Consider the following 25,986-nt stretch of genomic DNA (forward strand, 5'->3'; position numbering starts at 1 on the left):
GGCATGTTCGGCATCCTAAGGACGTGGCGGACCGGGCTTGCCGATGATGTTCGCCCGAGCGACGATCCGACTCGGAATCGTTATCGCCGACACCGCCCACGAGCAGGGCTTATCGACAAATCGCCCTGGCATGGTCCCGGGCGCATGCGCCGATAAGCCGCACTTCGGTCGGTTACTCCGGGACGGTGGTGTCAGGACACCCCGGCCGGTTCCGGGCGCTGTTCGGCGTCCTGGTCCGCCGACTCCCCAGCCGGGGTCTCCCAGTTGGGCTCCGGTCGCGGTGCAGAGGCGACCGTCTCGGTCCTGTTGACGCGGCGGAAGGCCGACGTTCCCCTCGCGAGATCGTGTCCGATCGCCACCGCGTCGATGTCCGCCGACATCCAGCTCTGCCCCTCACGCAAGTCCGTTCGCACCTTCAAACGGCCCTGCACGATCACCGGGTCACCCACCGTCAGCGACCCCGACACGTTGGTGGCGAGCTGGCGGTTCGCCCAGACGGTGAAGAAGTTGGTGTGGCCGTCCGTCCAGGCGCTCTTGTCGCGGTCCCAGTAGCGGGCGGTGGCCGCGAGCCGGAACCGGACCGACGCACCGTTGGCCAGGTCCCGGAACACCGGCGCCGTCGCCACGTTGCCCACGGCGCAGATCATCGTCTCGTTCATCATGAACCCCTCCCCGGCCCGGACGCCGATGCCGATGCCGACCGGCGCCGGGCGGATACGCGTACGGGCCCGTCCCGTACGGCTGTGTCTGCCGTGACGACCGCCTCCGTCGCGATCGCCGCGAGGCCAGACTGCCTCCGTCCGGTCCGGGCCCGCCGAGCCCTGTGGACCACCCCCGGCCTGTGGACAACTCCCTCACCCGGACGGGTGAGGCTCCCGGTCCGCGTCCCTACCTCGCGGCGACCCCCGCCCCCGTGACCCCCGTGACCCGGCCGTACTGCTCCCGCACCTCCCGGTACCGCAGCAACTCCGCCGCCAGCGGATCCAGCACCCGGGCCCGGCCGCATCCCGCGGCCGCCTCCCGCAATCGGCGTTCCGCCTCGTTGCCGTAGCGCCGGGCCGGTCCCCGGGCCGCCATGCGGCAGCTCCACTCGATGACGGGGCCGCCGATGATGCCGGACAGCATCAGCAGCACGGGCACGCCCAGGTTCGGCGACATGACCCCGAGGATCTGGCCCAGCAGCCACAGGCCGCCCACCACCTGCAGCAAGGTCATGGACGCCTGGGCCAGCACGGCCACCGGCCACCACCCCGGCCGCGGCGGACGCCCCGGCGGCAGCCCCGCGCGCGCGGCCAGCTCGTCGAGGGCCTCGGGCAGCCCCTGGGCACCGCGGGCAGCCGCCTCGCGCACCGCCTGCGCCCACGGTGCCGGCAGCCCGGCCGAGGCCCGGTCCGACACCGTGCGCACCGCATGTTCGACGCGCTGGCGGGCGGTGGCCTCCTCGTCGGCCGGGGCGCGCAGCGGGAGCCGTCCGGTGGTCGACTCCCGCCGGTCGTGGCACCAGCGCCACAGCCGCAGCCAGGGCGTGCCGCAGGCCCGGTTGGCGTTGCGCAGCCAGGCGCGTTCCGCGGCCTCGCCCGCCGCGGTGGCGCCCACCGCGTCGGCGAGCCGGTCCGCGAACTCCTCCCGTGCCCCCTCGCTGAGCCCGGCACGCCGACCGGTGACGTACACGGGCCGCAGGTCCCGCGCGGCGGCGTCCACGTCCGCCGAGATCCGGCGTGCCGCGGCCTGCCGTTCGGCGACGAACTGGCCGAGCGCCTCCCGCAGGTCGTCGATGCCTTCCCCGGTGAGGGCGGACAGCGCGAGCACGGTCGCGCCGGGTTCGTCGTACTCCCCCAGCGCGATCCCGTCCTCGTCGAGCAGTCGCCGCAGGTCGTCGAGGACCAGATCGGCGGCCTCCCCGGGCAGCCGGTCGACCTGGTTGAGGACGATGAAGGTGACCTCGGCGTGGCCCGCCATCGGCCGCAGATAGCGCTCATGGAGGACGGCGTCGGCGTACTTCTCCGGGTCGACGACCCAGATGACGGCATCGACGAGCGCCAGGATGCGGTCCACCTGCTCGCGGTGCTGCACGGCCGCCGAGTCGTGGTCGGGCAGATCCACCAGGACCAGTCCGCGCAGCGGCGATTCGGTGTCCGGGTAGTGGATGGGGCGCCGCCGCAGCCGGCCCGGGATGCCGAGCCGGTCCAGCAGGGTGGCCGCGCCGTCGCTCCAGCTGCACGCGATGGGCGCGGCGGTGGTCGGCCGGCGCACGCCCGTCTCGGAGATCGTCACCCCGGCCAGCGTGTTGAACAGCTGCGACTTGCCGCTGCCGGTGGCGCCCGCGATGGCGACGACGGTGTGCTCGCCGGAGAGCCTGCGCCGGGCGGACGCCTCATGGAGGACCCGGCCGGCCTCGGCGAGGGTCCTGCCGTCCAGCCGGGTGCGGGAGAGACCCACCAGCTCGCGCAGGGCGTCGAGCCGCGACCTGAGCGCTCCGTCGTACGCCAGGGGCATCGGGGCCGCGTTGCCGGAGGGCCTGCGTTCCACGACGGCCGACTGCGGGGCACCGTCGGTCTCGTTCACGCGCCGCGCGATCAGCCCGTCGTCCCAGGCGTCCCCCTCGCCGCGGGGCTCGGGGGTCCTGTCGTGCTGCGGGGATCTTTCGTGGTCCGAGGAGCTTTTGGGTTGTGAGTGCCTGGTGGGTTCGAAGTGTCTTTTGTCGTCGGACGGGCGAGGTCGCTGCTCCGGGGCATCGGAGCGTTGCTTCGACGGACCAGGGGGAACAGGTCCGGAGGAGCCGAGTCGTTGCTCCGAGGACCCGCCGCCCTCCGGCGATCGACCACGCTGCGAGGCCCCGCCCGCTCCCAGCGGCCCACCACGCCCCGAAGTCCCGCCCGGCCGCATCGGCTCGTCGTACCCCGACGACCCGCCCGGCCCGGACGCCCCACCCTGTCCCGACGGCCCGCCCGGCCCGCCCGGCCCCGAGACCCCACCACGCTCGGCAGCCCCGGCATACCCCGACGGCCCGACGTGCCCGGACGTCCCACCCTGTCCCGACGGCCCGACGTGCCCCGACGGCCCGCCGTACCCGGAACGCCCGTCGCCCGCTCGTTCCACGCGGTCCGCGCGCTCCGCGTGACGGCCCGCGACCACCTCGGCGGCCCGTTGCTCCTCCCGTTCGCGCCCGAAGGCCGTCGCCTCCGTGTGGCCGGCGTGCTCGGTGGGGTCCTGGTCAGTGACGGCGGTCACCGCTCACCTCTCCTTCTGCAGTACGGACAGCGCGGCGATGAGTTCGCCCTGGGGTTCGGGATGGACGTCCAGCGCGTCGAGCGGCGCGAGCCGGCGCTCACGCTCCGCGTGCAGGACCCGGTCCACGTGCTCGGTGAGCAGCCGCCAGGCCCGGTCGCGCAGCCGCAGCGCGCCGTGGGCGCCGATCCGCTCGGCAAGGCCCTCGCCGGCGTTCCTGGCCCGGCGCCCGCCCAGCAGTGCGGTGGCGACCAGGGCGGCGACCATCTCGGGGTCCGGCGCCGCGCTCCGGTCGCGCCCGGTCATCTCCTCCTCCGCGTACTCCTCCAGCACCCGCCGCCACCGCCGTACGGCCAGCCCGATGCGGTGCTCGGCGCTATGGGCCGAGGGGTCCGGGCCCGCGAGCCCGGGCGCGTCCGCCGCCGGTTCGCACCGCCACGCCTCGTCGACGCGCTCGTCGGCGGCGGTGACGGCGCACAGCAGCAGTGCACTCAGGCTCTCCACCAGCGAGTCGAGGAGTTCCGCCGGGGAGCAGTCGAGCGGAAAGGCCCGCCACCGCTTCAGGGCGTCCCCGGCGAGGACGGCCCCGGCCTGCAACCGCCCCCACACGCGCGCGTGCTCGTTGTCGTACGCCTCGTCGACGGCGGCGGTCAGGCGCAGCGCGGCGGCGTACTGCGCGGCGGCGGCGCCGGCCAGCTCGGACATCCGGGGCTTGAGGGAGTTCAGCAGGCCGTACACCGTGCGGGCCATGGCGTGGTGCCGGGCTCCGGGGTCCTGCGCATGGTGCACGAGCCAGGCGCGCAGCGGTGCCACGGCGGTGGCCGGCAGCAGTCCGCCGCCCCAGGCCGACTCGGGCAGCTCGGGCACGGTGAAGCGGGGAACGTCGCCGAGCCCGGCCTTGGTGAGCAGCGCCCCGTACTGCCGGGACACCTCGGCCACCACCTGGTGCGGGACCCGGTCCAGCACGGTGACCAGGGTGGCGTCGTACTCCTTGGCGGTGCGCAGCAGGTGCCAGGGCACGGCGTCGGCGTACCGGGCGGCTGTGGTGACCATCACCCAGATGTCGGCCGCGCAGATCAGTTCGGCGGCCAGGACGCGGTTGTCGGCGACGAGCGAGTCGACGTCCGGCGCGTCCAGGAGGGCGAGGCCGGGCGGCAGGGTGTCGGCGGTCTCGACGCGCAGCACGCGCCCGGGGCTCTCGGGGCTCTCACCGGGCATGAGCAGGTCGTCGCCGTGGTCCTGCCGGGGCGTCCACACGCGCGTGAGGTCGGGCAGCACCCGCATGTCGCTGAACCAGTGGTGGTCGTCCGGATGGCAGACCAGCACCGGTGTCCGGGTCGTGGGACGCAGGACGCCCGCCTCGCTGACCCGGCGTCCCACGAGCGAGTTCACCAGCGTGGACTTCCCGGCGCCGGTGGAGCCTCCCACGACGGCCAGGAGGGGCGCTTCGGGCTGCCTGAGCCGGGGCACCAGGTAGTCGTCGAGCTGTGCGAGGAGTTCGTCCCGGTTGGCACGCGCGCGTGGAGCCCCCGCGAGGGGCAGCGGGAAGCGTGCGGCCGCGACACGGTCGCGCAGGGCGGAGAGTGCGTCGAGCAGCTGAGGCCGTACGTGCAAGGTCACCACATGCGAAGAATGCCCAATTTTAGGGGAATTCTGAAGCATATGAGCATGTCTGCGCGCCGACCGGACACAAGGGGCGGAAGGGACTAGTGGGACACGAGCACAGCCCAGGCATAACGAGTGCACAACACCCGATGCGGAAGACGCCAAAAGCGATGCACGATTCGTACCTGCCTGCGATTATCAGGACCGCTTCACCGAACCTCCACATCGAGCCACGGAGGCGAAGCAACAGGGACAAGGAGCCGGGAGCCCTATCCTTGTCTCCGGCAACGTCACGGATCGGCCCACACCCGGGCACCACGACCGAGGCCACCACACCAGGCCCCCGTAGCTCAGTGGATAGAGCAGGCGCCTTCTAAGCGCTTGGCCGCAGGTTCGAGTCCTGCCGGGGGCGCCCATTCGGCGTTTGCCGCTTTCGGGCGCCGTGCACGCCCTCCGCCTCCCGGACCCTTCGCGTCGCCCGTCGGGCTGCCCGCGACACCTCACGACAGCGCACAGCACCCCCACCTGTAGGGCTCTTCACAGGATCGCCCACAAATGAGTGGTTACGGCCAAAATGTAGGGGTGCCGGTAATCATGTACGGGTTCGCCGTCGTTCCATTCGTCGCGGAGCCGTCCATGCGCACCACCCTTGCCGCCGCCCAGGACTCACCGAACACACAGGGTCACGGGTCCGTTCCTCCTGCACCGCAGCAGGTGGAGGAACGGAGACTCGTTTTCGAGGGTTTCGCGTACACGTGCCGGATCGTCCATCAGGAGGCCCCGACGACGGCGCCGTTGGTACTGCTCGGCGGATCGTCCCAGAACAGGTATTCCTGGCAGGGGCACGAAAAGTGGCTGGCACCGTTGTGCACGGTGGTCACCGTGGACCTCCCCGGTTACGGCACCTCCGACTTCCTGCCGGCCCGTTACGGCATCGACTTCCTCGCCGGCGCGATCAGGCACATGCTGGTGGAGTGCGGGATGCCGCAAGTGAACCTCTTCGGCGGCTGTTTCGGGGAAGTCGTCGGCCTGCGTTTCGCGCAGCTCCATCCCGAATTCGTCAGGCGCATCGTCTTCTGCGGCGCGGCGAAACGTCTTCCCGCGATCTACACCGACGCCGTACCGCGCCTGGCGCACGCGCTCGGACGCGGCGAGATCGAGGAAGCCGCGGACGGACTGGTGCGCTTGTTCATGTCGAACCCGGGCGCCGGCAAGGTCCGCAAGCACGCGGCCGTGGCACGGCTCCTCCAGCAGCAGTTCGTGAACCAGACGCCGGACGAGATCAAGAAGGCCGTTGAGCACAACACGAGGCTGATGACGCACGGGTGTTACGAGCCGCTGCCCGTCCCCGACGTGCCGTCCCTGGTGTTCACCGGAGAGTACGACAGTCTGTGCACCCCCCAGATGGGCCGGGAACTCGCCGCGACGATGCCTTCGGCGCGGTTCACCACCGTCAAGGAGTCGGACCACCTGGTCACCGTCGAGCGCAGGCAGGAGTCCTCGGAACTGATCGGCCGCTTCTGCACCGACCGTCCCATCGACGACCTGCCGTACTGCAACGCCGTCGAATCCCTGGGGGCCGGCGCCGCCCACGCGACGGCTTGCCGATGAGAAAGCCGCCCCTCGGATGACAAACCCGCCCCTCGGGCGAGTCGGCCCAGCCGACGGGGCGGCACCGGAAACGCGGGGATGGCCGGGACCCGGTATCGGGTTCCGGCCATCCCCGCGTCCGGATGGACTTACGCGACGGGTGCCGATGTCGACAAGAGCGCCTCGGCAGGAGGTCAGGATTCCTTCTTCTCGCCGACGTCGATCCGGCTGGTGCAGGTGCCGCTGTCGCATTCGTGCGACTGCTTGTTGACGACGTGGACGGTCCCGTACTTGTCCGTGGTGACGGTGTACTCGGACTCCTGAACGCAGCGGACGTTCTTCTTGCCGTCGTCGTTGCAGGTGTTGACGACTTCCTCGCCAAAGGCGTGACCGCTACCGGCACCGATCAGAGCAAAGCCGCACAGGAGGCCCGCCGCCGCGGCGATCTTCCTCGAATTCATCATCCCTCTTCTCCTTCATGGTCGGTCCCGGGCGACCGGACCAGAGACGTTCCGGACGCTCGGGAGTGGCAAAAGCCAGAGGCAGGCCCCGGCGCCCGGACGTGAATGCGGGCACCGGGGCCTACCCAGATCACCTGAGGCTGATCACTCGCCGCCGAGGGCCAGCTGGTTCGTGCAGGTCGTGTCGTGGCTGAAGTCCTGCGGGGAGGCGACGGGAACTGCCAGGATGTTGAGCTGGACGCGCCCGATGTTGAGGATGCCGTCCTGGCTCTCGTTGCCGCACGAGTTGGACTGAGTGTTCGTCAGCTGCGCGGAGGGGTCGTCCGCGTGGCTCACGCCGGCGCCGACGAAGCCGACACTGCCGACCATCGCCATGACCACTGCAGCCTTCTGGTACTTGCGCATTATCTCTCCGTTTCTCGTACCGACACGATCCGTGATGGATCGGTCACCGGCAGTGGTTAACCTAGGAGAGACTTGCGGCTTTTGACAGCTGAAACGCCGAGTCGCGCAAATTCCCTGAAAAGTGCTAAAAACGCCCGGTTCCGAAAAGCCGGAGGGCAGGCCCCGGACCTCCGAACACGGGGTTCGGACGCCGGGACCTGCCCAGGTCACTACTCAGTGACTTCTCAGCCACTGAAGCCGTTGACCATTCAGCCGCCGAAGGCGTTGCTGCAGACCGTCGAGTGGCTCAGGTCCTGCGGCGAGGCGACGGGGATGGCGATGACGTTGGCCTGGACGCGGTTGATGTTCAGGATGCCGTCCTGGCTCTCGTTGCCACACACGTTGCTCTGGGTGCTCTTGATGTCGACCGACGGGTCGCCACCCGCGTAGCTGACACCGGTGCCGAGGAAGCCGGCGCTGCCGAGCATGGCCAGGACGACGGCGGCCTTCTGGTACTTGCGCATTACCTCTCCGTTTCTTGAGTCGACACGATCCGAGTTGGACCGGTCACTGACAGTGGTCAACATATGCGACATTCGCTCCCTTTGACAGTCAAAACGCCCGGCTGTGTGACCTTTTCGTAAAGGTGCAGCTCACAGCCCTGCGACGCCTGCGCCGGACGGACGAACGCGGGGGCGTGTCACGCGTACCGGTAGATCCGGCCGACGTCCTCCAGCTCGCCCGGTGTCACGTCCCACGGCGGCAGCCTCTCGTGCCGTGCCACGACCCGGCCGTGCTGGTCGTCGCCGCGGCGCGGCGGGGTCGCCGGGGCGTAGGCCGCCCCGCGGTGCCGGCGCTGCCAGCGGTACCACTGCAGGTCGACGAAGGCGTGGTGGAGCCAGAAGACGGGGTCGTTGACGGCCGCGGCGCCGAGCATGACGCCGCCGACCCAGCGGTGCACCCGGTTGTGGTTGCGCCAGGAGACGCTGCCCCGGCCGGTGCCCCAGCCCTCCAGCTTGTTGCGGAAGCCCCGTGTGACCGTCGAGTCCCAGGGCGCCACGTCGTAGGCGGGGTCCTTCAGCGCCCGGTCCAGGTCGCTCTTCGTGGGCAGGCCGATCGGGTCGCGGTGGCGGCCGAGGTCCCGGGTGAGGAAGCCCTCGTCGGTGACGCCCACTCTGATGGGCCAGTTGCCCTCCCGGTGGGCGAACGGCCCGGTCGTCACCCGGCCGTCGGAGCGGCGCCCGTTGCCGCCCATGAGGTCCGCCGTCCAGGGCGCGGAGGTGGTCGTGCGGTCGCGGGTCCAGTCCCAGTACGGAAGGGTCACCGAGGAGTCCACCCGGCGCAGGGCGCCCTCCAGTTCGAGCAGGAGCCGGCGGTGCCAGGGCAGGAAGGAGGGGGCCATGTGCGCGGTCCGCAGTCCGCGCTCGCCGTCGGCGGAGTTGTACGCGATGTGCAGCCGCACCAACTCGTCGTACTCGCCCCGGCGTTTGACCTCCAGCAGGGCGTTGACGAACCGGCGCTTCTCGGCCCTGGTGAGCGTGGCGGCGTCCTTACGCACGTACGCCATGCCGGCCCTCCTCGTGCGGATGGTGTCCCTCGCCTGCCGCCGGCACTGGTGCGGCGCGCAGCCCCCGTCCGGGGCCCAGGGCGTCGACGGCCGCGCGCGCGGCGTCGAGCGGGGTCGGGTACGAGCAGTAGTGGTCGACCATGCTCAGCCAGGTGCCGTCGGCACGGCGCATCAGATGCAGGGGCCGGCCGTCCACGGTGACGTGCCACCGGACGTCCTCGGCCGCCCCCCGCGCGGGCAGTCGCACCCCTTGGATGCGGCGGCCCCGGTGGGTCACGTCGAAACCGCTGTCGTGCGGGGCGTTCGCGGCCGCCCGGGACGGGGGACGCCGCAGGGCGGTGAGTGCCGGAGCCAGGGCGGCGGCGAGCGCGCAGGCCCGCAGGCCGCGCGCCAGGTCCCTGCGTGTGCTGCCCGCCGGCCCGGTCGGCCGCGCCCCCGGTGTCGCGCTCCCGGCGCCCGCCGGCGCCCCGTCGATACTGACGTTCACGATCACTCCTTGTCCGTGCGGTTGTCGGTAGCCGTAACCGACGGACGCCGCGCGCGGTCACCGCCGCTGCGCGAGGAAGGTGAATGCCGGTGCACATGCGCAAGCCGGCCCTCGGGGTCACCCCGGGGCCGGCTTGCGCATGGCGTGGTCTCAGGCGTGCAGGCCCACGTCGCCGTGCACCGGCTTGGCCTCGTTCACCACGGCCGCCGCGTCCTTCGTCGTGTGCAGCAGCGGCTCCTGGTTCTGGATGCCGAGCGGCGCGCTCGTGTCCTCCTGCTGCGACCACAGCTCGAAGGGGAGCGCCGTACGCAGGCCGGTGTCGAGGCCGGTGGAGGCGAGTTCGGTCTCCTGGGCGTACGCGGGGGCGGCGGCGCCGGCGGCGATCAGGGATCCGGCAATGACGGCGGCAGCCTTCAGGGACTTCATCGTGTTCCTTTCTTCGGCAACGCGGGGTCGCCGGAGGGAAATCTGTCGCCGTGCCCAACGATTCCCGGCCGCGGCGGAAACCGGGGAGCCGAAGATTGGCAAGTCCTCATATGAGATCTCTGAACGACATATGAGGTCTCCGAACGACCGGGCCCTGAAAAACCGGACGGACGGGAGTCGGACCCCAGGGGACTTACGAGGCCGGCAGCAGCACCGACGTCAGAGGAGTCAGGGGAGTCAGAGGGGCGAGAAGGGGCAGCGGCGTGAGCCCGGGGAGGGCGGGGAGCGTGGTGGCGGTCGCCGACGGTGACGCGTCGTCCGTCGCCGGCTCGGCGGGCAGGGGCGACGCCTCCGGGACGGCGCCGGTCAGCGCGTCGACGAGCTCGTCCACCTCGGTCAGCAGTCCGTCGAGCGAGGGCACCTCCTGGTCGGTCGTGTTCTCCCCTTCGGGGAGGAGCGAGTCCAGCAGGTCCTGGAGGGCCTGCCGGAGGGCGTCCAGCAGGTCGTCCGTACCGTCGGCCGCGGTATCGGCCGACACCGACGCCGTCGGCGTCGGCGTCGGCGTCGGCGTGGCCGTCGCCGTGACCGCCGGGGCCTTCCCGGCCGCCTTCTCCACGATCCTCTTCGCGGCGTCCCTCACGATCGCGTCGTCCACGGCTCTCTTCGCGGCCTCGCCCAGTCTTCGGGCCTCGGCCCCGGGCAGTCGGCCCTCGCCGGTGGTGAGGACGGCGTTCAGCAGATCGGCGACCGGAGCGAGGTCACCCCCGCGCGCGTCGAGATGTCTCACCTGCACGAGCAGCGTGTCGGGCGACACCACACGGTTGGGCTCGCGGGCGGAGTCGGACGCCATGGCGGCGGTGCCGGTCGTCCCGGCCAGGAGGGCGGCGCACAGTGCGCTGCAGGCGATGCGCCGTGCGGGAAGAGCACGCATGGAGGGTTCCTTTCGAACGAAGGGTCGGAGCTCGAATCCCACCGTGAAACCGCGTCAGACGCCCCGCAACCGATCTGGAGCCGTTCGCCGTAGCACCTTCACTCCGCTGCCCCGACTTTCCTGACGGGACGTCACCCAGCGCGCGGAACCGGCCTTCACGGTTCCAACACATTTTTTGATATGCCCGACTTTCGTTGGATTCGTCCACCTTGTGGCTAGAGTTGCGAACCGCCTGACCCAACCCGACAGGCATATGCACCGCACGCGTGCCACTGCCACTGCGTGCCTCCACCTGTTCCGAAAGGGCACCGACGGTCATGCGCCATTCCTCGGCCAAGCGGCTTCGCCGTGCGACGGTGGGCGTCCTCGCCCTCGCCACGATGTGGGTATCCGGCGGCTCCCCGGCGGCCGTGACGGCCGCACCGCCCGCGCCCGAAGCGGACAGCATCGCGTTCGCCCCGCGCTACGCCGCGCTCCAGCAGGGCGGCATCGTGCGCGCCGCCAACTCCTCCATCACCTGCCGGACGGACCAGGCACCCGCGTGCCAGGACGTACAGACGGGCAGGACCGCCGGGGTGAACGGCGGCTTCGACATGTTCTACGTCGACGTCGACCGCGACCCCAACACCTACAACTCCTCCCGCACGGAGGTCCGCCTGCCCGCCGGTTCCCGGGTGACGTACGCGCGCCTGTACTGGGGCGGCAACCTGCGCGTCGGCGAGCAGAAGCCGTCGGAGGACAACGGACGGGTGCTGATCGCCGAACCCGGCGGGGAGTACAAGGAAGTTCTCGCGGACACGGTCGTCGGTCACCGCGTGACCGAGAACGCGGACGCCTTCCAGGCCTCGGCGGACGTGACGGCGCTGGTGCGGGACAGCGGGCCCGGGATGTACACCGTGGCGCAGGTCAACGTGGCCAGCGGCAGATCGGCGACCGGCGCCTGGGGCGGCTGGACGCTGGTGGTGGCGTACGAGAACGCGGCGGAACCGCTGCGGCACCTCGCGCTCTGGGACGGCTTCGCGCCACTGCGGTCCCACCCCGCGGAACTCCGGTTGCGGAACGCGGACTTCCCCGCGGGCGCGGGGGGCAGCGTGGGCCTGGTGGCGTACGACGGCGACCGCGGCACCGACGGCGAGTCGCTCACCGTGAGCACCGGCGGGTCCGGCACCACGTCACTGACCGGTCCCGGCAACTCCTCCGACGACGTCCTGAACTCCACCATCAGCGGGCCCGGGGACGACTCCCCGGCGCGGGTGCCGGCGTACGCCAACACCCTCGGCTACGACTCCGACGTGTTCGGTCTCTCCGGACGGCTGCCGCACGCCGGTGACGAGGCGACCTTCCGGCTCTCCTCCACGCGGGACGCGGCGTGGGCCGGCGTGCTCTTCGCCGCGGTCGATGCCCGGCGGTGAACTCGCCGCTTCCGTCCCGAGTGCCTTCCCGAGCGAGGAAAAACCGTGCCCTTGGTCCCGTCACCCTCCGGCCGCAGGCCGCGGGTCCTGCACCTCACCCAACCGGTGGACGGAGGAGTCGCCCGCGTCGTGACGGATCTGGTCCGGGCGCAGTCGGCGGACGGCCTGGACGTCGCCGTCGCCTGCCCCGACGGCGCGCTCGCCGCCCGGCTGCGGGCGCTCGGCGCGCACGTACGGCACTGGCGGGCGACGCGTTCGCCCGGCCCGTCGGCCGTCGGGGAGGTACGGCACCTCGCACGGCTGATCGGCGAGCTGCGCCCCGACCTGGTGCACGCGCACAGCGCGAAGGCCGGGCTCGCCGGCCGGCTCGCGGTGCGCGGGCGCATCCCGACGGTCTTCCAGCCGCACGCCTGGTCGTTCGAGGCGGTCGGCGGGACCGCCGCCGCCCTCGCGCTCCGGTGGGAGCGATGGGGGGCGCGCTGGGCGACGCGGATCGTGTGCGTGAGCGAGGCGGAACGCGCGACCGGCGTGCACGCCGGGATCCACGCCCGGTGGACCGTCGTGCCCAACGGCGTCGACACCGAGCAGTACCGCCCGGCGGTCGCCAAGGCCGTGCGGGGCCGCCTCGCACCGCTCGCCGGTGTCCCCTCACGGGCGCCGCTCGCGGTGTGCGTGGGGCGGCTGTGCCGGCAGAAGGGGCAGGACGTCCTGCTGCGGGCGTGGCGGACCGTCCTGGAGAGGGTTCCCGACGCCCGTCTAGTCCTGGTCGGCGACGGGCCCGACCTTGGCCGGCTGCGCGGTCACGCCCCCGGGTCCGTGCTGTTCGCGGGAGCCGTCACCGACGCCTCGATCTGGTACCAGGCCGCCGACCTCGTCGTCCTGCCCTCCCGCTGGGAGGGCATGGCGCTGGCCCCGCTGGAGGCGATGGCCTGCGGACGGCCGGTGGTCGTCACGGACGTCGACGGAGCCCGCGAGAGCCTGCCGCCCGCCCTCGCCGGCCGGTGCCTGGTCCGGCCGGAGGACCCGGCGGAACTGGCCGCGGCCGTCACCGCGCTGCTGCTCGATGCGCCGCTGCGCGAGTCCCTCGGCGACCTGGGCCGCCGGCACGTGCTGTCCCTGCACGACGTACGGCACACCGCCGAGCAGGTCACGGACGTCTACCGCGACCTGCTCGGCGCACGGCTGCTCCCGCGCGGGGCGCGGCCGTCCCGAGCGGGCACGGGGGTCCCCCCGCTCATGGGGGTCTCCGCGCTCGGGCGAAGCCGGGAGCGGGGGAGGGACCGAGAGCGGGGGAGCACCACGGCCCGCGGCGCCGAGCACGGTCAGCCGCTCGACAGGGGCTGCGGCACCGAGGCGACCGGGACCACACAGCACGTCGAGCCCACCGAGCACAGGGAGTCGTTCCACCAGTGACTGCCGAACGCACCGTGCCCTCCCCCGGCGCTCCGCCACGGGACCACGGATTGTCAGCCGTCTCCGTCATGCCGCCGCCCGGCGCCGCCACCGGTGTCCGGTTCCCCGCCGCGCGGCCCCCCGCACGGCCGGTCTCCCCGATCCCGCTGATCGTCGCGGACGGTGCCGCCGCCCTGCTGGGCACGCTGGCGCTCACCGGGGACCGGCGCCACCCGCTGCTCATCGCCCTGCTGATCACGGCATCGCTGCTGCTGCGCCCGCGCGCCGGCCGGCCGCCGGTGCCGGGGCTGCTGGAGGAACTGCCCGCCGTGTGCGGCCGCATCGCCGTCGCCTGGCTGGCGTCCGCCGCGCTCTGGGCGGCGTACCGGCCGGAGCAGGCGCTGTCCGCCGGCACCGTGCTGACGGGTCTCGCCGTGCAGGCCGCCGCCGGCTGCGTGCTGCGCGCCGCCGTGCACGGGCGGCGGCGCGCCGCACTGCTGCGCCACCCGCACGCCGCGCTCGTCGTCGGCCCGGCGGCGACCGCCCAGCGCGTGGCCGCGGCGGTGCTGCGCCATCCGCGGTGCGGGCTGCGGCCGGTGGGGGTCGTCGCCGAGCAGCCGGACGGCTCCGAGGGCATCCCGGTGCTGCGCACCGGCGAGGAGGTCGAGCGGGCGGTCATCCAGAACGGGGTGCGGGCGGTGCTCGCCGTCCATCCCTCGGTACGCGCCGAACAGGGGCCGCTGCTGCGGACGCTGGCCGAGTCGGGCTGCGTGGTCTGGGAGGTCGACGCCGACTCCCCGTCGTACACCGCCGGCGAACGGCTCGCCGGGTTCTCCTGCCGGCGTCTGGACCTGTCCCCGGTGCGCCCCGGCGGCGTGGGCAAGCGGATGCTCGACATCCTTGTGTCGGGGGCGCTGCTGCTGCTGGTCAGCCCGCTGCTGCTGGTGTGTGCGGCCGCCCTGCGGATCGCCGACGGTCCGGGCGTGATGTTCCGGCAGGAGCGCATCGGCAGGGACGGAAGGCCGTTCACCCTGCTGAAGTTCCGTACCCACCGACCGGTCGACGAGCACGAGTCGGCGACCCGGTGGAGCGTGGCCGACGAGAACGAGATGCGCCGGTTCTGCCGCATGCTGCGGCGTACCTCGCTCGACGAGCTGCTCCAGTTGTGGAACGTGCTCCGCGGGGACATGAGCCTGGTAGGGCCGCGGCCCGAACGCGCCTACTTCGTCCGGCAGTTCAGCCAGACCTATCCCGGTTACGCGGCCCGGCACCGGATGCGGACCGGCATCACCGGCCTCGCCCAGGTCCACGGGTTGCGCGGGGACACCTCGATCGAGGACCGCTGCCGCTTCGACAACGCCTACATCGACGACTGGTCGCTGTGGCAGGACGTCTGCATCCTGCTGCGCACCGCGGCCACGCTGGTACGTCCGACGGGGAGCTGACAGTCGTGAGCCTCGCCCTCGCACCGCTGCCGCGCCGGGCCGCCGCGCTGGTGCCGGTCCTGCCCCTGGTGGCGGTGCCCGCCCTGCTGGCCCTGCCGCTGACGGGGGACGGCGCGGGGCCCGCCGACGTCGCCTCCGCGCTGGTGGTGGGGTACTGCGTGATCCGTCTGCTGCGCGAGCGGCGGCGCCCGCTGTCGGCCACGGCGGCCCTGGTGCTCGGCCTGCCGGTCGCCGGGATCGCGCTCGCCGCGCTGGGGGCGTCCTCGCCCCAGGCGGGGCTCACCGGCATGGGGCGCTATCTGCAGGTCTTCGTGCTCGTCCCGGCGGCCGTGCTGATGCTGGTCCGCGACCGGGCCGGCTTCCGGGTGCTGGCCTGGTCGTTCGTGGGGCTCGCGGGGTGGCAGGGGGCCGTCGGCGTGCACCAGTACGTCACCCGGACCGGCGCGTCCTACCAGGGCGAGGACATCCGGGCGGTCGGCACCTTCGGGGCCGAGGACGTGATGGGCATGGCGACGGCGGTCTCCCTCGGCCTGGTGTGCGCGGTCGGGATCGCGCTGGGCCGGGCGCCCGTGCGGCAGCGGGCGGCGGCCGCCGGGTGCGCCCTGGTGCTGCTGCTGCCGCTGGCGCTCTCCTTCAGCCGGGGCGCCTGGATCGCGACCGCCCTGACGTGCGCCCTGCAGCTGGCGCTGGCCGGACTGCGGCGCGCGCTGAGGGTGGCCGCGGCCGTGGCCGCCGCGGGGGTGGTCCTGGTGGGCGGGTTCGGGGTCGGCACGGCGCAGTTGCAGGAGCGGATGGACAGCATCGCGCAGGTCACCGACGCCCCCGACCAGTCCGTCGTCGACCGGTACGCCCTGTGGGCGTCCGCGGCCGGCATGTGGCGCGAACACCCGCTGACCGGTGTGGGCCTGAAGAACTTCCCGGAGTACCGCGACGGACACGCCACGCTGGCGCTGTCGTCGGGCAGCGACGTCGAGGGCGCCGGGGCGGAGTACCAGCGGCAGGCGCTGCTGTCGCCGCACAGCATGTACCTGCTGGTGCTGAGCGAGCAGGGCCTCATCGGGCTGCTCACGCTCGCCGGGAGCTGGCTGGCGCTGCTGGTGTGCGGGGTACGGCGGCTGCTGCGCGTCCGGCGTCACGGCCCGGGGCTGGACTGCGGGCTCGTCGCCTGCGGGGTGCTGGTCTGGCTGCTGACCGACTTCGTGTACGGGGACATCGGCGGCCCCTCGACCGTGCTGACCGCCATGGGCCTGGGGCTCGCGGCGTGGTGGGCGCTGGCCGGGGGCGAGCGGTGGGACGTCGTGCCGCGGGGCGGGCTACGGGACCGCGACGAGGAGGCCGTGTCGCGATGACGGTACTGCCTTCCCAAACCCCCGGCGCCGAGACCACCCCTCCGGCCCCCGCCGGCCCCACAACCGACACACCCGAGGCCAACGCGCCCCAACCTGCCGCCCCCCGGCGACCTGACCCCGAAACCTCCGGGCCCGGCCCCGCCAGCCCCCAGCCGGTGGGGCCGGAGACCGACGGCCCCGGACCCCTCCGCCCCCACCCCGTCGGGCCGGAGACCGACGGGGCCAGGCCCGTCCACCCCCAGCCCGTCCACCCTCAGCCCGTCGGACCGGAGACCGGCGGGCCCGCGCCCGTCCACCCCCAGCCCGCCGGACCCGATACCGGCGGGCCCCTGGCCGACGGCACCGAAACCGGCAGGCCGACAACGGGCGGACTCCAGTCCGGCGAACCCGAGTCCGGCGGGCCCAAGCCCGTCGGACGACCCCGAACCGTCGCCGCCGAAACCGGCGAACGCCGGCCCGGCGGACCTCGACTCGGCGGAACGGGAACCATCGAACCCGAACCCGGCGGACCCCGGCCCGGCAAAACCGAGAACGGCGCGGCCCGGCCCGTCGGACCCCAGCCCCTCGGGGCCGAAGCGGTCGCACTCCAGCCCGGCGGACCCGAGTCCGCCGGACTCCAGTCCCGTGAACTCCAGGCCGTCCGCGCCGGCACCGGCGGAGCCGAAACCGCCGCGCTCCAGCCCTTCGGTCCCCAGCCCGACAGGCCGGGAACCGGCGCGACCCGGACCGCCGAACCCCAGCCCGACAGACCGGGGACCGCCCCGACCCGGACCGGCGGACCCAAGCCCCCCGGGGCCGAAACGGTCGCACTCCAGCCCGGCGGACCCCAACCCCGAGGATCCCGACCCGGCGGAGGCGAATCCGCGGCCTCGGCATCGGCATCGGCATCGGCATCGCGGAAGTTTCTTGCCCGGGCGACGCTCGTCACGGCGTCGCTGTCCGTCGCCGGGTCGGTGCTCGGGCTGGTGCGTGACCAGTCGCTGGCGCGGCTGTTCGGCGCCGGGAGCGACACGGACGCCTTCCTCGTCGCGTGGACCGTGCCCGAGCTGGCCGCCACGCTGCTGATCGAGGACGGGCTGGCGCTGGTGCTGATCCCGGCGTTCAGTCTGGCACTGGCCCGCCGTGCCCGGGGCGCCCCGGGTGACCCGGTCCGCGCCCTGGTCGCCGCCACCCTGCCCCGGCTGTGCCTCGCCTTCGCCGCCGTGGCCGCGCTGGTCGCCGGTACGGCCCCCTACCTGGTCCGGGTCCTGGCGCCCGGCCTGCCCGATCCCCGCCTCGCCGTCGACTGCACCCGGCTCACCGCGATCAGCCTGCTGGCCTTCGGGCTCGCCGGGTACTGCAGCGCCGCGCTCCGGGCGCACCGCCGCTTCTTCGCGCCCGCGGCGATCTACGTCGCCTACAACACCGGCATCATCGCCGCGATGTTCCTGCTCGGCGGCCGGTGGGGCGTGCGTTCCGCGGCGGTCGGGGTAGCGGTGGGCGGCTGCCTCATGGTGGCCGTGCAACTGCCGTCACTGTGGCGGCGGCTGACGTCGCCCGCGCCGGCCCCCGACGCTCCCGGGGCCGGGGCCGGCGTCGAGGAGCGGCCGATGCGGCTCGCCCTGGTCGTCACCGTCCTCCTGTTCGCCCTGTGCCGCCAGTCCCAGGTCCTCGTCGAACGCTTCCTCGCCTCCTCCCTGCCCGCCGGCGCCATCTCGCACCTGAACTACGCGCAGAAGGTGGCCCAGATCCCGATGACACTGTCGCTGATGGTGTGCACCGTCACCTTCCCCGTGGTGGCGCGGGCGCTCGCGGACGGGGACACCGAACGCGCCCGCAGCCGCGTGGAGCGGGACCTGGTGCTGGCGTCCTGCATCGTGCTGCTGGGCATGTCCGCGGTGATCGCCTGCGCACCGCAGATGATCGAACTGCTCTTCCAGCGCGGCGCGTTCACCGCGGGCGACACCACGGCGACGGCGGACGTCATGCGCGTCTACGCCCTCGGCCTGCTGGGCCAGACGCTGGTGGGCGCCCTGGTCCGCTCGTACTTCTCGGCGGGCCGGCCCAGCTGGTACCCGGTCGGCGTGATGACCGCGGGCATCGCCGTGACGTCCTTGGTCGGCGCCGTGACCGTGCACCCCTGGGGCGTGGCGGGGATCGCCGCCGCCAACGCCCTCGGCATCACCGTCACCGCCGCCCTGCTGCTCGGCGGCCTGCGCACGACCCGTCGCAACAGCCCCCACGGCGTCTCGGTCCGCGTCCGGCAGGTCCTGGCCGAGCTGAGCCGGCCCGTGCTCGCCGCGGCCGCCGCCACCGTCGCCGGGGCGTTCGCCGCGAGCCTGTTCCCGTCACCGGTGGCGGGCCTCGCGGCCGGCTGTCTGACCGTGGCCGCCGTCTTCGTCCCGCTCACCTGGGCCCTCGGGGTCCCGGGCTCCGCATCCGCCCTGCGCTCCGTACGCGCCGTCACACGAAAGCTCACCCATGGCCGCTCCCGTTGATTCCGTCACCACCAGCAGACTTCCCGCACCGCGCCCGGGGCCCCTCCCGTGGGTGGCGATGTACCACTCGGTGGGCGACTGCTCGGACGATCCCTACCGCATCACGGTCACACCCGAGCGGCTCGGGAGGCAGCTGGCCTGGCTGCGCAGGCGCGGGCTGCGCGGCGTGTCCGTGGCCGACCTGCTCGCCGCCCGCGCCCGGGGCGAGGGCCGGGGCCTGGTCGGGCTCACCTTCGACGACGGGTACGCCGACTTCGTCACCGCCGCCCTGCCGCTGCTGCGCCGCTGGAACTGCGGCGCCACCCTCTTCGTCCTGCCCGGCCGGCTCGGCGGCGACAACGCCTGGGACCCGCTCGGCCCGCGCAAGCCGCTGCTGACGGCGGACGGCATCCGGCAGGCGGCCGCCGAGGGCGTGGAGATCGGCTCCCACGGGCTCACGCACATCGACCTCACCCGGGCGGACGACCTCACCCTCAAGGCCGAGACCGTCGAGAGCCGGGCGCGGCTGGCCGAGCTGACCGGCACCCGCGTCGACGGCTTCTGCTACCCGTACGGCACGGTCGACGCCCGCGCCGTCGAAGCCGTACGGGATGCGGGCTACGCCTACGCCTGCGCCATCGACCCCGGCCCGCTGACCGGCCCGCACGCCCTGCCCCGCGTCCACGTCGGGCAGAACGACACGGCCTGGCGGCTGTACCTCAAGCACCGTCTGCACCGTCTGCGCCGGCGCCCGGTGGAGGGTCTGTGAGATGAAGGCCCTGCACATCATCACCGGCCTCGGCGTCGGCGGTGCCGAGCAGCAACTGCGCCTGCTGCTGCGTCATCTGCCCGTCGACTGCGACGTCGTCACGCTCACCAACCCCGGCGCGGTCGCCGAGGGCCTCACCGCCGACGGCGTCCGCGTCGTGCATCTCGGCATGGGCGGCAACCGCGACCTGACCGCGCTCCCGCGGCTGGTCCGGGTGATCCGCTCCGGCGGCTACGACCTGGTGCACACGCACCTGTACCGGGCCTGCGTGTACGGCCGGCTCGCCGCGCGCGTCGCCGGGGTCCGCGCCGTCGTCGCCACCGAGCACTCCCTGGGCGACTCGCAGATGGAGGGCCGCGCGCTGACGCCCGGGGTCCGCGCGCTGTACCTCGCCAGCGAACGGCTCGGCTCGTCGACGGTCGCCGTCTCCTCGGCGGTGGCCGACCGCCTGAAGCGCTGGGGCGTGCCCGCGCCCCGTATCGAGGTCGTCCCGAACGGCATCGACCTGGACCGCTTCCGCTTCGACCCCGAGCGGCGCGAGCGCACCCGCCGGCGCCTCGGCCTGCCCGAGGGGGCGTTCGTCGTCGGCGGTGTCGGCCGGCTCACCCGGGGCAAGCGGTTCGACGTCCTCGTGCAGGCGCTCACCCGGCTCCCCGACGACCACTGGCTGCTGCTGGTGGGCGGCGGCCCCGAGGAGCACGTCCTGCGCCGCACGGCCCACGAGGCCGGCGTGGCCGGCCGGGTCCTGTTCACCGGCGAACGCCCCTATCTCCCCGACGACTCCCCCGGCCCCGACCTGCCCGCGCTCACCTCGGCGATGGACCTGTTCGCGTCGCCGTCCGCGGAGGAGGCCTTCGGTCTCGCGGCCGTGGAGGCGCTGGCGTCGGGCCTGCCCGTGCTCTACGCCTCCTGCCCGGCGATCGAGGACCTGCGGCCGCCGGCCGCCGCCGGCGCCCGGCGCGTGTGCGGCGGCCCCGAGGCGTACGCCCGCGCGATCGCCGAGGTGCGCGGGTCGGGCCCCCGCCCGCGCACGGCCCCCGAGGTCGCGCACCGCTACAGCATCACCCGCAGCACGGCCCGCCTCATGGACGTGTACGCGGCCGCCGTCTCCCGTTCGTCGTCCTCCCCCTCACCCATCGGAGCGAGCCCGTCATGACCGACACTCCGACCCGTCGCCGCCGCCTCTCCCCGGCCCGCTTCAGGAGGCTGCCGTCCTGGTCCGTGCTCGTGGCCGGCACCTTGACCGGCGGCCTGCTCGGCGGCGCGTACGGCCTGCTCACCCCGGAGACGTACACGGCCACCAGCTACGTCGTCGCCGTACCGACCTCGAAGTCCACCCCCGAGGCGGCCCGCGGTTTCGCGCAGGCGTACGGCCGGGTGGCCACGCAGCTCGCGGTGCTCGGGGACGCCCAGGTCTGGGCGGGCGTGCCGGTGCGGGCGCTGCAGGATCACGTGCGGGCGGTGACCTCGCCGGACGCGCCGATGGTCGCCGTGTCGGCCACCTCCTCGCGGCCCGGACTCGCGGTCGACATGGCCAACGCGGTCTCCCGGGCGCTGACGCAGCACGCGGACCACACCAAGGGCAGCACCCAGGTCCGGCTCGTGCAGTTCTCACGGGCGGTGAAGCCGAGCGAGCCGACGTCCGCGTCGTGGGCGGTGACCACGGCGGTGGGGGCGAGCGCGGGCGGGCTGCTGGGCGGGCTCGCCCTGCTGGCCGGGCCGCGGCGGACCGGCCGGGACGACGAGGCCCGCCCCGCGGCCTCGGTGCCCGGCCCGGCCACCGCCGCCCGTGTGCACGGGAAGCGGTCGGGCCGGTGAGCCGGGCCGCGCTAGTCGTTGCGCGACCACCAGTCGAAGCGGAGGCAGAGCTTTCCTCCGAGCCAGTACTCCACCCAGTTGCCCAGGTCCACCGGGGAGCAGCCCGCCGGAGGCAGCGGTGCCGTGGGGGGCGTCGGCACGGGTGTGGGCGTGGGCGTGGGGGTCGGCGCGGGGATCGTCCCGTCGGTGCGGCCGGAGAGGACCGAGCGGTAGACGCGGGACGAGCCCGGGTTGGCCCCGCACTGCCATACACCGTGCGGGCAGTAGTCGGTCAGCGTGTTGTAGAGCGGCTTGTGCCGGTCGATCCAGGCGAGCATGCGCCGCATGTACTCGGGATTGTCGCCGTTACGGAAAAGCCCCCATTCGGGATAGGAAATGGGTTTGCCGTGGGCCTTCGCGAAATCCACCTGCGCCTGCAGTCCGTAGGGCTCCTTCACCTGCTGGTCGAAGGACATCCCGGACGGCTGGTCGTAGGAATCCATGCCGATGATGTCGACCGTGTCGTCGCCCGGGTAGCACTCCGTCCAGGGAACGGCGTCCCGGCCGCGGCTCGGTGTGAAGTCGAACCGGAACTTCTGGCCCGGCACCGCGCGCATGGTGGTGACGATCCGGTTCCAGTACTTCTTCCAGGACTCGGGGTCCGGACCGCACCGGTGGGTGTACGTGGTGCCGTTCATCTCCCAGCCGAGCACGAGGACCGTGTCCGGGATCCCGAGCCGGACCAGCCGCTCGGCGAGGGCACGGAAGTGGTGGTCGAACTCCCCGGCCGCGCCCCGCCGCAGCAGGTGCCGGACCTCGTCGTCGCGGACGCCCTCCTCGTTGCGCTCCTGCAGGGGCACGTTGAGGACGAGCATCCGGTCGTCCTTGTCGTTGCGCCACTTCGCCCATGCCTCCAGGAAGCCGATGTCCCCCTCGATGTCGCTCCAGCGGTTACCGGGCAGGTAGGTGTGGCCGACGCGGAGTTCGGTACCGCCCAGCCAGCGGCTGAGCTGCGCCATGCGGGCCACGCCGCGGGCGTCGGAGCTGAGGAAGGCGCCGAAGGGCGGAACCTCCTCGCCCGCCGCCGGGCCGGCCCCCGGCGCCGGAGCGCTCGGATCGGCGGCTCGCACCACCCCCGCCCCCGACGCGGGACCGGACGCCAGGGCGGCCGTCACGGCGACCGCCGCCGCGCCCACGGCCAGCCGGCGGACCCCGGCCCGCCTGTGCTGTGGAGCCATGCCTGCTCCTCTCCTTCGCTCTCGTCCGACTTTCTGCCTGTTTTCTCACTATTGACGAACAGTCATATGAAGTCAGTCACAGGAAATCCCCCGGCGCCACCGCCCCTGGGGCTTTCGAGTGCTGTTCTCGCCCGTGCGGGTGAGCCGATCCGAAGAAAGAGAGGATTCGTGCCGCTGCTCGACATCCGCGTCCCCGCCGTACTGCTGCGGATCGACCGGAATCCCTTTCACCACGGAACGCTGGGCGCCGTGCGTTCGCTCGGCAGAGCGGGAGTGGAGGTGCATCTCGTCGCCGACTCGGCGGGAAGTCCCGTCCACCGGTCGCGCTACGTACGCCGGATGCATCCCCCGCCACCGCCGGGGGCATCCGCGGAGGACATCGTCGCCGTGCTGCACCGCGTGGCCGGCCACCTCCCGTCCCCCGCGGTCCTCGTCCCGTTGGACGACGCGAGCGCGATCGCCGCGGCACGCATGCGGGACGCCCTCGCTCCCTCCTATCTGCTGCCGGCGATGCCGGGCGCGCTGGCCGAACGCGTCGCCGACAAGGCGGAACTGGCCGCCGTGTGCGCGTCCGCGGACGTGCCGCACCCGGTGACACTGATCCCGGACGGCCCGGACCGGGCCGTCGCCGACGTGCACCGGCTGGGACTGCCGGTGGTGGCCAAGTGGAGCCGGCCCTGGCTGCTGCCGGCCGGCGCCGGACTGCGCAGCACCCAGCTGGTGCGGTCCGCGCGGCAGGCCCGCGAGCTGTACCTGCGCACCGAGGAGGCGGGCAGCCGGCTGCTGCTGCAGGAGTATCTGCCGCCCGGTCCGGACCGGGACTGGTTCTTCCACGGCTACGCCGACCGCTCGGGCACCCTGCGCGCGGGCGGCACGGGCCGCAAGCAACTGGCCTGGCCGCGTGGGGCCGGGCTGACCGCGGTGGGCCGCTGGACGCCCAATCCGCAGGTGCGGGCGCTGGCCGAGCGGCTCACCGGCGAGCTGGGCTACCGGGGCGTCCTCGACCTCGACTTCCGCCGCTGCGGCACGACGGGCCGCTACCACCTGCTCGACTTCAACCCCCGCCCCGGCGCCCAGTTCCGGCTCTTCGCGGACAGCGCGGGACTGGACGTCGTACGCGCCCTGCACCTGGACCTGACGCGGCGTCCGTTCCCGGACGGCTCCGCGGCGGCGGCCGGGCGGGCGTTCGTCGTCGAGAACTACGCGCCGCTCACCGCGCTGCGTCCGGCGCGGGACGGGCGCGAACTGGCCTGGTACGCCCGGGACGACCGCGGCCCCGGCTGGGCGATGTGGGCCCTGTGGGGCCGTCATGTGTCCGGCCGGCTGCGGGAACGGCTGGTCACGCCGAAGGCGGCGCCCGCGGCACCGGCACCCCTCCTGATCCCCCGGGCGGCCTCACCCTCCCTGACCGACAACGAGAAAGCGAGCAGTTGATGATGTACGACCTTCTGGTGGTCGGCGCGGGTCCGTACGGTCTGTCGATCGCCTCCCACGCCGCGGCGGCCGGACTGAACCTGCGTGTGTTCGGCCGGCCCATGGCGTCCTGGCGGGACCACATGCCCGGTGGCATGTTCCTGAAGTCGGAGCCGTGGGCGTCCAACCTCTCCGACCCGCAGGGCCGCTGGCGCCTGGACGTGTACTGCAAGGAGCACGGACTGACGGCACGTCACGCGGAGCCGATCCCGGTGACGGCGTTCGCGGCGTACGGCCTGTGGTTCGCGCGCCATGCCGTGCCGGAGGTGGACGAGCGCACGGTGATCCGGGTGGCGTCCGGCCCCGGAGGCTTCACGGCGCTCACCGAGGACGGCGAGACGGTGCACGCGCGGACGGTGGCGCTGGCGGTCGGTGTGATGCCGTTCATCGAGGTGCCGACCGCCCTGCGCGGACTGCACCCGGCGCTGGTGACGCACAGCAGCCACCACAGCGACCTCACCCCCTTCCGCGGCAAGGACGTGACGGTGATCGGCGGCGGCCAGGCGGCTCTGGAGACCGCGGCGCTGCTCGCGGAACAGGGCACGCGGGTCCGGGTCCTGGCGCGGGCCGAGGGACTGCGGTGGAACGACGTGCCGCCGCCCTGGGAGCGCCCCTGGTGGCAGTCGGTCCGCTCCCCGCACAGCGGGCTCGGCCCCGGCTGGCGGAACTGGTTCTACTCCGAGCGTCCCGGCCTGTTCCGGCGTCTGCCGCGGCAGACCCGCACGCGCATCGCGGCCACGGCACTGGGGCCGGCGGGCGCCTGGTGGGTGCGGGACCGGGTGGAGCGCGCGGTGGAGCTGCTGCCGGGCCACGAGGTCACCGCGGCCTGTGCGGTGCCGGGCGGCGTACGGCTGGACACGGTGAACCGCGAGGGCACGCTGCGCACCCTGGAGACCGAGCACGTCGTCGCGGCCACGGGGTTCCGGCCGCGCTGCGACCGCATGGGGATGCTCGCGCCCGAGCTGTGCGGGACGCTGGCGACCCTGCCCGACGGCTCCCCGGCGACCGGGCGCGACTTCGAGTCCTCCCATCCCGGCCTGTTCCTCGCGGGCCTCGTGACGGCCTCCGGCTTCGGGCCGGCCATGCGTTTCGTGCACGGTGCGACGTTCACGGCGTCGACCCTGGTGCAGGGGGTGCGGCGCCGGCTCAGGGCGACCCCGGCGCGCGGGACGGTTCCCGTTCCGGGGTCCGGCAGCCGAAGCGTGTCGCCGGCGCCGGCGCCGGTGAGCCGCTGACGGACCGCCCCGGGCAGCGGCGCGCCCCCGGACCGGCCCGGCCACGTCGTGGTGGCCCGTGTCGGTCCGGGGGCGCGCCCGGTGGGAGTGGGGGAGGGTGCCGGACGGGTCGCGTCCGGCACCCCGGAGCGGTCACTGACGGGCGGCGGCCCGTCCGCGGCGGTACAGCATGGCTCCGCCGGTGAGCAGTGCGGCACCGGCGACCGAGGCCACCAGCATGCCCTCGCTGCCGGTCTCGGCCAGCTGGGGCGCCTCACCACCGGCCGGCGGCGTGTTGTCGCTGACGCGCGTGGGAGGGGCCGGCGTGCTGGTGGCCGGAGGCGCCTCGCAGTCGTCGCAGGCCGGCGTCTCCTCCTCGGTGCCGTAGCCGGGCTCCGGCGACCAGCCCGTCGTGTTGCCGCAGGAGTTGCCGTACGCCTCGTTGAGCACCGAGGCCACGTCGACGGTGTTCCCGCACACGTTCACCGGCACCGAGACCGGCAGCTGGACGTTGTTCCCGGCCAGCAGACCGTAGGAGTCCTCGGCGGTGCCCACCGCCCGGGCGCCGCTGGTGGAGCTGTCGGAGGACGACCCGTACGTTCCCTCCTCACGCGTGACGTTGCCGCACGAGTTGCCGTACGCGTCGTTCAGCGCCCCGACGACGTCGACGCTGTTCCCGCACACGTTCACCGGCGCCGAGACCGGCACCTGAATGTTGTTCCCGGCCACCACGCCGGAGGAGTCCTCGGTGGTGCCCACCGC

The 25,986-nt window shown here is 73.5% G+C and carries 23 protein-coding genes and 1 tRNA gene; 12 read left to right on the forward strand and 12 right to left on the reverse strand.

Annotated elements, in window-relative coordinates; all coding sequences use genetic code 11:
- Positions 1-191: 191 nt before the first annotated feature.
- The 3 genes from H0H10_RS04230 to H0H10_RS04240 form a co-directional block, all read right to left on the reverse strand.
- Positions 192-659, reverse strand: a complete 468-nt coding sequence (locus H0H10_RS04230; RefSeq protein WP_188179460.1) for a single-stranded DNA-binding protein — start codon at positions 657-659, stop codon at positions 192-194.
- 229 nt (positions 660-888) lie between these two features.
- Positions 889-2,886 (reverse strand): YfjP family GTPase, encoded by a 1,998-nt coding sequence (locus H0H10_RS04235; protein ID WP_188179461.1) that lies wholly within the window; start codon positions 2,884-2,886, stop codon positions 889-891.
- A 348-nt stretch (positions 2,887-3,234) separates the two neighbouring features.
- A complete protein-coding gene (locus tag H0H10_RS04240) occupies positions 3,235-4,851 on the reverse strand; it encodes a dynamin family protein (protein WP_188179438.1) in 1,617 nt (538 codons plus the stop codon).
- A 321-nt stretch (positions 4,852-5,172) separates the two neighbouring features.
- Here H0H10_RS04240 and H0H10_RS04245 point away from each other — a divergent pair.
- Together H0H10_RS04245 and H0H10_RS04250 are read left to right on the forward strand one after the other, a co-directional pair.
- A tRNA-Arg gene (locus H0H10_RS04245) sits at positions 5,173-5,245 on the forward strand.
- Positions 5,246-5,388: 143 nt separating this feature from the next.
- A complete protein-coding gene (locus H0H10_RS04250; protein ID WP_223179331.1) occupies positions 5,389-6,444 on the forward strand; it encodes an alpha/beta fold hydrolase in 1,056 nt (351 codons plus the stop codon).
- Positions 6,445-6,617: 173 nt separating this feature from the next.
- Here the strand turns inward: H0H10_RS04250 and H0H10_RS04255 are convergent, their stop codons facing one another.
- From H0H10_RS04255 to H0H10_RS04285, 7 genes are all read right to left on the reverse strand, one after another.
- On the reverse strand, positions 6,618-6,887 hold the full coding sequence (locus tag H0H10_RS04255) for a hypothetical protein (protein WP_188179439.1): 270 nt from the start codon (positions 6,885-6,887) through the stop codon (positions 6,618-6,620).
- Positions 6,888-7,028: 141 nt separating this feature from the next.
- Entirely contained in the window at positions 7,029-7,289 is a 261-nt protein-coding gene (locus H0H10_RS04260) for a hypothetical protein (protein WP_188179440.1), read from the reverse strand.
- Positions 7,290-7,537: 248 nt separating this feature from the next.
- On the reverse strand, positions 7,538-7,792 hold the full coding sequence (locus tag H0H10_RS04265) for a hypothetical protein (protein WP_188179441.1): 255 nt from the start codon (positions 7,790-7,792) through the stop codon (positions 7,538-7,540).
- A gap of 176 nt (positions 7,793-7,968) precedes the next feature.
- Positions 7,969-8,835 carry a tyrosinase family protein gene (locus H0H10_RS04270; protein WP_188179442.1) on the reverse strand — a complete coding sequence of 289 codons (867 nt, stop codon included), beginning with the start codon at positions 8,833-8,835 and terminating at the stop codon, positions 7,969-7,971.
- Entirely contained in the window at positions 8,819-9,322 is a 504-nt protein-coding gene (locus H0H10_RS04275) for a tyrosinase family oxidase copper chaperone (RefSeq protein WP_188179443.1), read from the reverse strand. Before H0H10_RS04275 ends, H0H10_RS04270 begins: the two co-directional genes overlap by 17 nt.
- Positions 9,323-9,472: 150 nt before the next feature.
- Positions 9,473-9,748 carry a hypothetical protein gene (locus H0H10_RS04280; protein WP_188179444.1) on the reverse strand — a complete coding sequence of 92 codons (276 nt, stop codon included), beginning with the start codon at positions 9,746-9,748 and terminating at the stop codon, positions 9,473-9,475.
- Positions 9,749-9,941: 193 nt separating this feature from the next.
- Positions 9,942-10,679: a hypothetical protein gene (locus H0H10_RS04285; protein WP_188179445.1), complete on the reverse strand. Its 738-nt coding sequence runs from the start codon at positions 10,677-10,679 to the stop codon at positions 9,942-9,944.
- A 317-nt stretch (positions 10,680-10,996) separates the two neighbouring features.
- On the opposite strand from H0H10_RS04285, the gene H0H10_RS04290 reads away from it, so the two are divergent.
- From H0H10_RS04290 to H0H10_RS04325, 8 genes are all read left to right on the forward strand, one after another.
- Positions 10,997-12,091 carry a DUF3344 domain-containing protein gene (locus H0H10_RS04290; protein WP_188179446.1) on the forward strand — a complete coding sequence of 365 codons (1,095 nt, stop codon included), beginning with the start codon at positions 10,997-10,999 and terminating at the stop codon, positions 12,089-12,091.
- Between the two features lie 45 nt (positions 12,092-12,136).
- Positions 12,137-13,504 carry a glycosyltransferase gene (locus tag H0H10_RS04295; RefSeq protein WP_188179447.1) on the forward strand — a complete coding sequence of 456 codons (1,368 nt, stop codon included), beginning with the start codon at positions 12,137-12,139 and terminating at the stop codon, positions 13,502-13,504.
- Positions 13,501-14,928, forward strand: a complete 1,428-nt coding sequence (locus H0H10_RS04300; protein ID WP_188179448.1) for an exopolysaccharide biosynthesis polyprenyl glycosylphosphotransferase — start codon at positions 13,501-13,503, stop codon at positions 14,926-14,928. Before H0H10_RS04295 ends, H0H10_RS04300 begins: the two co-directional genes overlap by 4 nt.
- 5 nt (positions 14,929-14,933) lie before the next feature.
- On the forward strand, positions 14,934-16,277 hold the full coding sequence (locus H0H10_RS04305; protein ID WP_188179449.1) for an O-antigen ligase family protein: 1,344 nt from the start codon (positions 14,934-14,936) through the stop codon (positions 16,275-16,277).
- Between the two features lie 935 nt (positions 16,278-17,212).
- Positions 17,213-18,754 carry a lipid II flippase MurJ gene (locus H0H10_RS04310; RefSeq protein ID WP_188179463.1) on the forward strand — a complete coding sequence of 514 codons (1,542 nt, stop codon included), beginning with the start codon at positions 17,213-17,215 and terminating at the stop codon, positions 18,752-18,754.
- The gene (locus H0H10_RS04315) at positions 18,738-19,502 is read left to right on the forward strand and encodes a polysaccharide deacetylase family protein (RefSeq protein ID WP_188179450.1); all 765 of its coding nucleotides are present in this window, start codon (positions 18,738-18,740) and stop codon (positions 19,500-19,502) included. The genes H0H10_RS04310 and H0H10_RS04315 overlap by 17 nt, the downstream gene beginning before the upstream one ends.
- A 1-nt stretch (position 19,503) precedes the next feature.
- Positions 19,504-20,658, forward strand: a complete 1,155-nt coding sequence (locus tag H0H10_RS04320; protein ID WP_188179451.1) for a glycosyltransferase — start codon at positions 19,504-19,506, stop codon at positions 20,656-20,658.
- Positions 20,655-21,320, forward strand: a complete 666-nt coding sequence (locus H0H10_RS04325; protein WP_188179452.1) for a YveK family protein — start codon at positions 20,655-20,657, stop codon at positions 21,318-21,320. Before H0H10_RS04320 ends, H0H10_RS04325 begins: the two co-directional genes overlap by 4 nt.
- An 11-nt stretch (positions 21,321-21,331) precedes the next feature.
- Here H0H10_RS04325 and H0H10_RS04330 read toward each other — a convergent pair whose 3' ends face one another.
- Positions 21,332-22,537, reverse strand: coding sequence for a glycoside hydrolase family 26 protein (locus tag H0H10_RS04330; protein ID WP_188179453.1), 1,206 nt, complete (start codon positions 22,535-22,537; stop codon positions 21,332-21,334).
- Positions 22,538-22,705: 168 nt separating this feature from the next.
- Between H0H10_RS04330 and H0H10_RS04335 the strand changes: the two genes are divergently transcribed.
- Both H0H10_RS04335 and H0H10_RS04340 read left to right on the forward strand, forming a co-directional pair.
- Positions 22,706-23,971, forward strand: coding sequence for a carboxylate--amine ligase (locus H0H10_RS04335; protein WP_188179454.1), 1,266 nt, complete (start codon positions 22,706-22,708; stop codon positions 23,969-23,971).
- Positions 23,972-23,973: 2 nt separating this feature from the next.
- Positions 23,974-25,245: an NAD(P)-binding domain-containing protein gene (locus H0H10_RS04340; RefSeq protein ID WP_188179464.1), complete on the forward strand. Its 1,272-nt coding sequence runs from the start codon at positions 23,974-23,976 to the stop codon at positions 25,243-25,245.
- 132 nt (positions 25,246-25,377) lie between these two features.
- On the opposite strand, the gene H0H10_RS40685 is transcribed toward H0H10_RS04340, so the two are convergent.
- The coding region (locus H0H10_RS40685) for a chaplin family protein (RefSeq protein ID WP_188179455.1) at positions 25,378-25,986 on the reverse strand (609 nt) is incomplete at its 5' end.

This window comes from Streptomyces griseicoloratus (genome assembly GCF_014534645.1).
In the GTDB taxonomy this organism is placed as follows: Bacteria; Actinomycetota; Actinomycetes; order Streptomycetales; family Streptomycetaceae; genus Streptomyces; species Streptomyces griseicoloratus.

Excerpts from the sequence above, each read along its gene's own strand:
- H0H10_RS04285 (WP_188179445.1), bottom strand. The coding sequence starts at position 10,679 with ATGCGTGCTCTTCCCGCACGGCGCATCGCCTGCAGCGCACTGTGCGCC.
- H0H10_RS04250 (WP_223179331.1), top strand. The coding sequence starts at position 5,389 with ATGAGTGGTTACGGCCAAAATGTAGGGGTGCCGGTAATCATGTACGGG.
- H0H10_RS04235 (WP_188179461.1), bottom strand. The coding sequence starts at position 2,886 with ATGCGGCCGGGCGGGACTTCGGGGCGTGGTGGGCCGCTGGGAGCGGGC.
- H0H10_RS04325 (WP_188179452.1), top strand. The coding sequence starts at position 20,655 with ATGACCGACACTCCGACCCGTCGCCGCCGCCTCTCCCCGGCCCGCTTC.
- H0H10_RS04315 (WP_188179450.1), top strand. The coding sequence starts at position 18,738 with ATGGCCGCTCCCGTTGATTCCGTCACCACCAGCAGACTTCCCGCACCG.
- H0H10_RS04330 (WP_188179453.1), bottom strand. The coding sequence starts at position 22,537 with ATGGCTCCACAGCACAGGCGGGCCGGGGTCCGCCGGCTGGCCGTGGGC.
- H0H10_RS04265 (WP_188179441.1), bottom strand. The coding sequence starts at position 7,792 with ATGCGCAAGTACCAGAAGGCCGCCGTCGTCCTGGCCATGCTCGGCAGC.
- H0H10_RS04280 (WP_188179444.1), bottom strand. The coding sequence starts at position 9,748 with ATGAAGTCCCTGAAGGCTGCCGCCGTCATTGCCGGATCCCTGATCGCC.
- H0H10_RS04255 (WP_188179439.1), bottom strand. The coding sequence starts at position 6,887 with ATGATGAATTCGAGGAAGATCGCCGCGGCGGCGGGCCTCCTGTGCGGC.
- H0H10_RS04340 (WP_188179464.1), top strand. The coding sequence starts at position 23,974 with ATGTACGACCTTCTGGTGGTCGGCGCGGGTCCGTACGGTCTGTCGATC.
- H0H10_RS04290 (WP_188179446.1), top strand. The coding sequence starts at position 10,997 with ATGCGCCATTCCTCGGCCAAGCGGCTTCGCCGTGCGACGGTGGGCGTC.
- H0H10_RS04320 (WP_188179451.1), top strand. The coding sequence starts at position 19,504 with ATGAAGGCCCTGCACATCATCACCGGCCTCGGCGTCGGCGGTGCCGAG.
- H0H10_RS04260 (WP_188179440.1), bottom strand. The coding sequence starts at position 7,289 with ATGCGCAAGTACCAGAAGGCTGCAGTGGTCATGGCGATGGTCGGCAGT.
- H0H10_RS04230 (WP_188179460.1), bottom strand. The coding sequence starts at position 659 with ATGAACGAGACGATGATCTGCGCCGTGGGCAACGTGGCGACGGCGCCG.
- H0H10_RS04270 (WP_188179442.1), bottom strand. The coding sequence starts at position 8,835 with ATGGCGTACGTGCGTAAGGACGCCGCCACGCTCACCAGGGCCGAGAAG.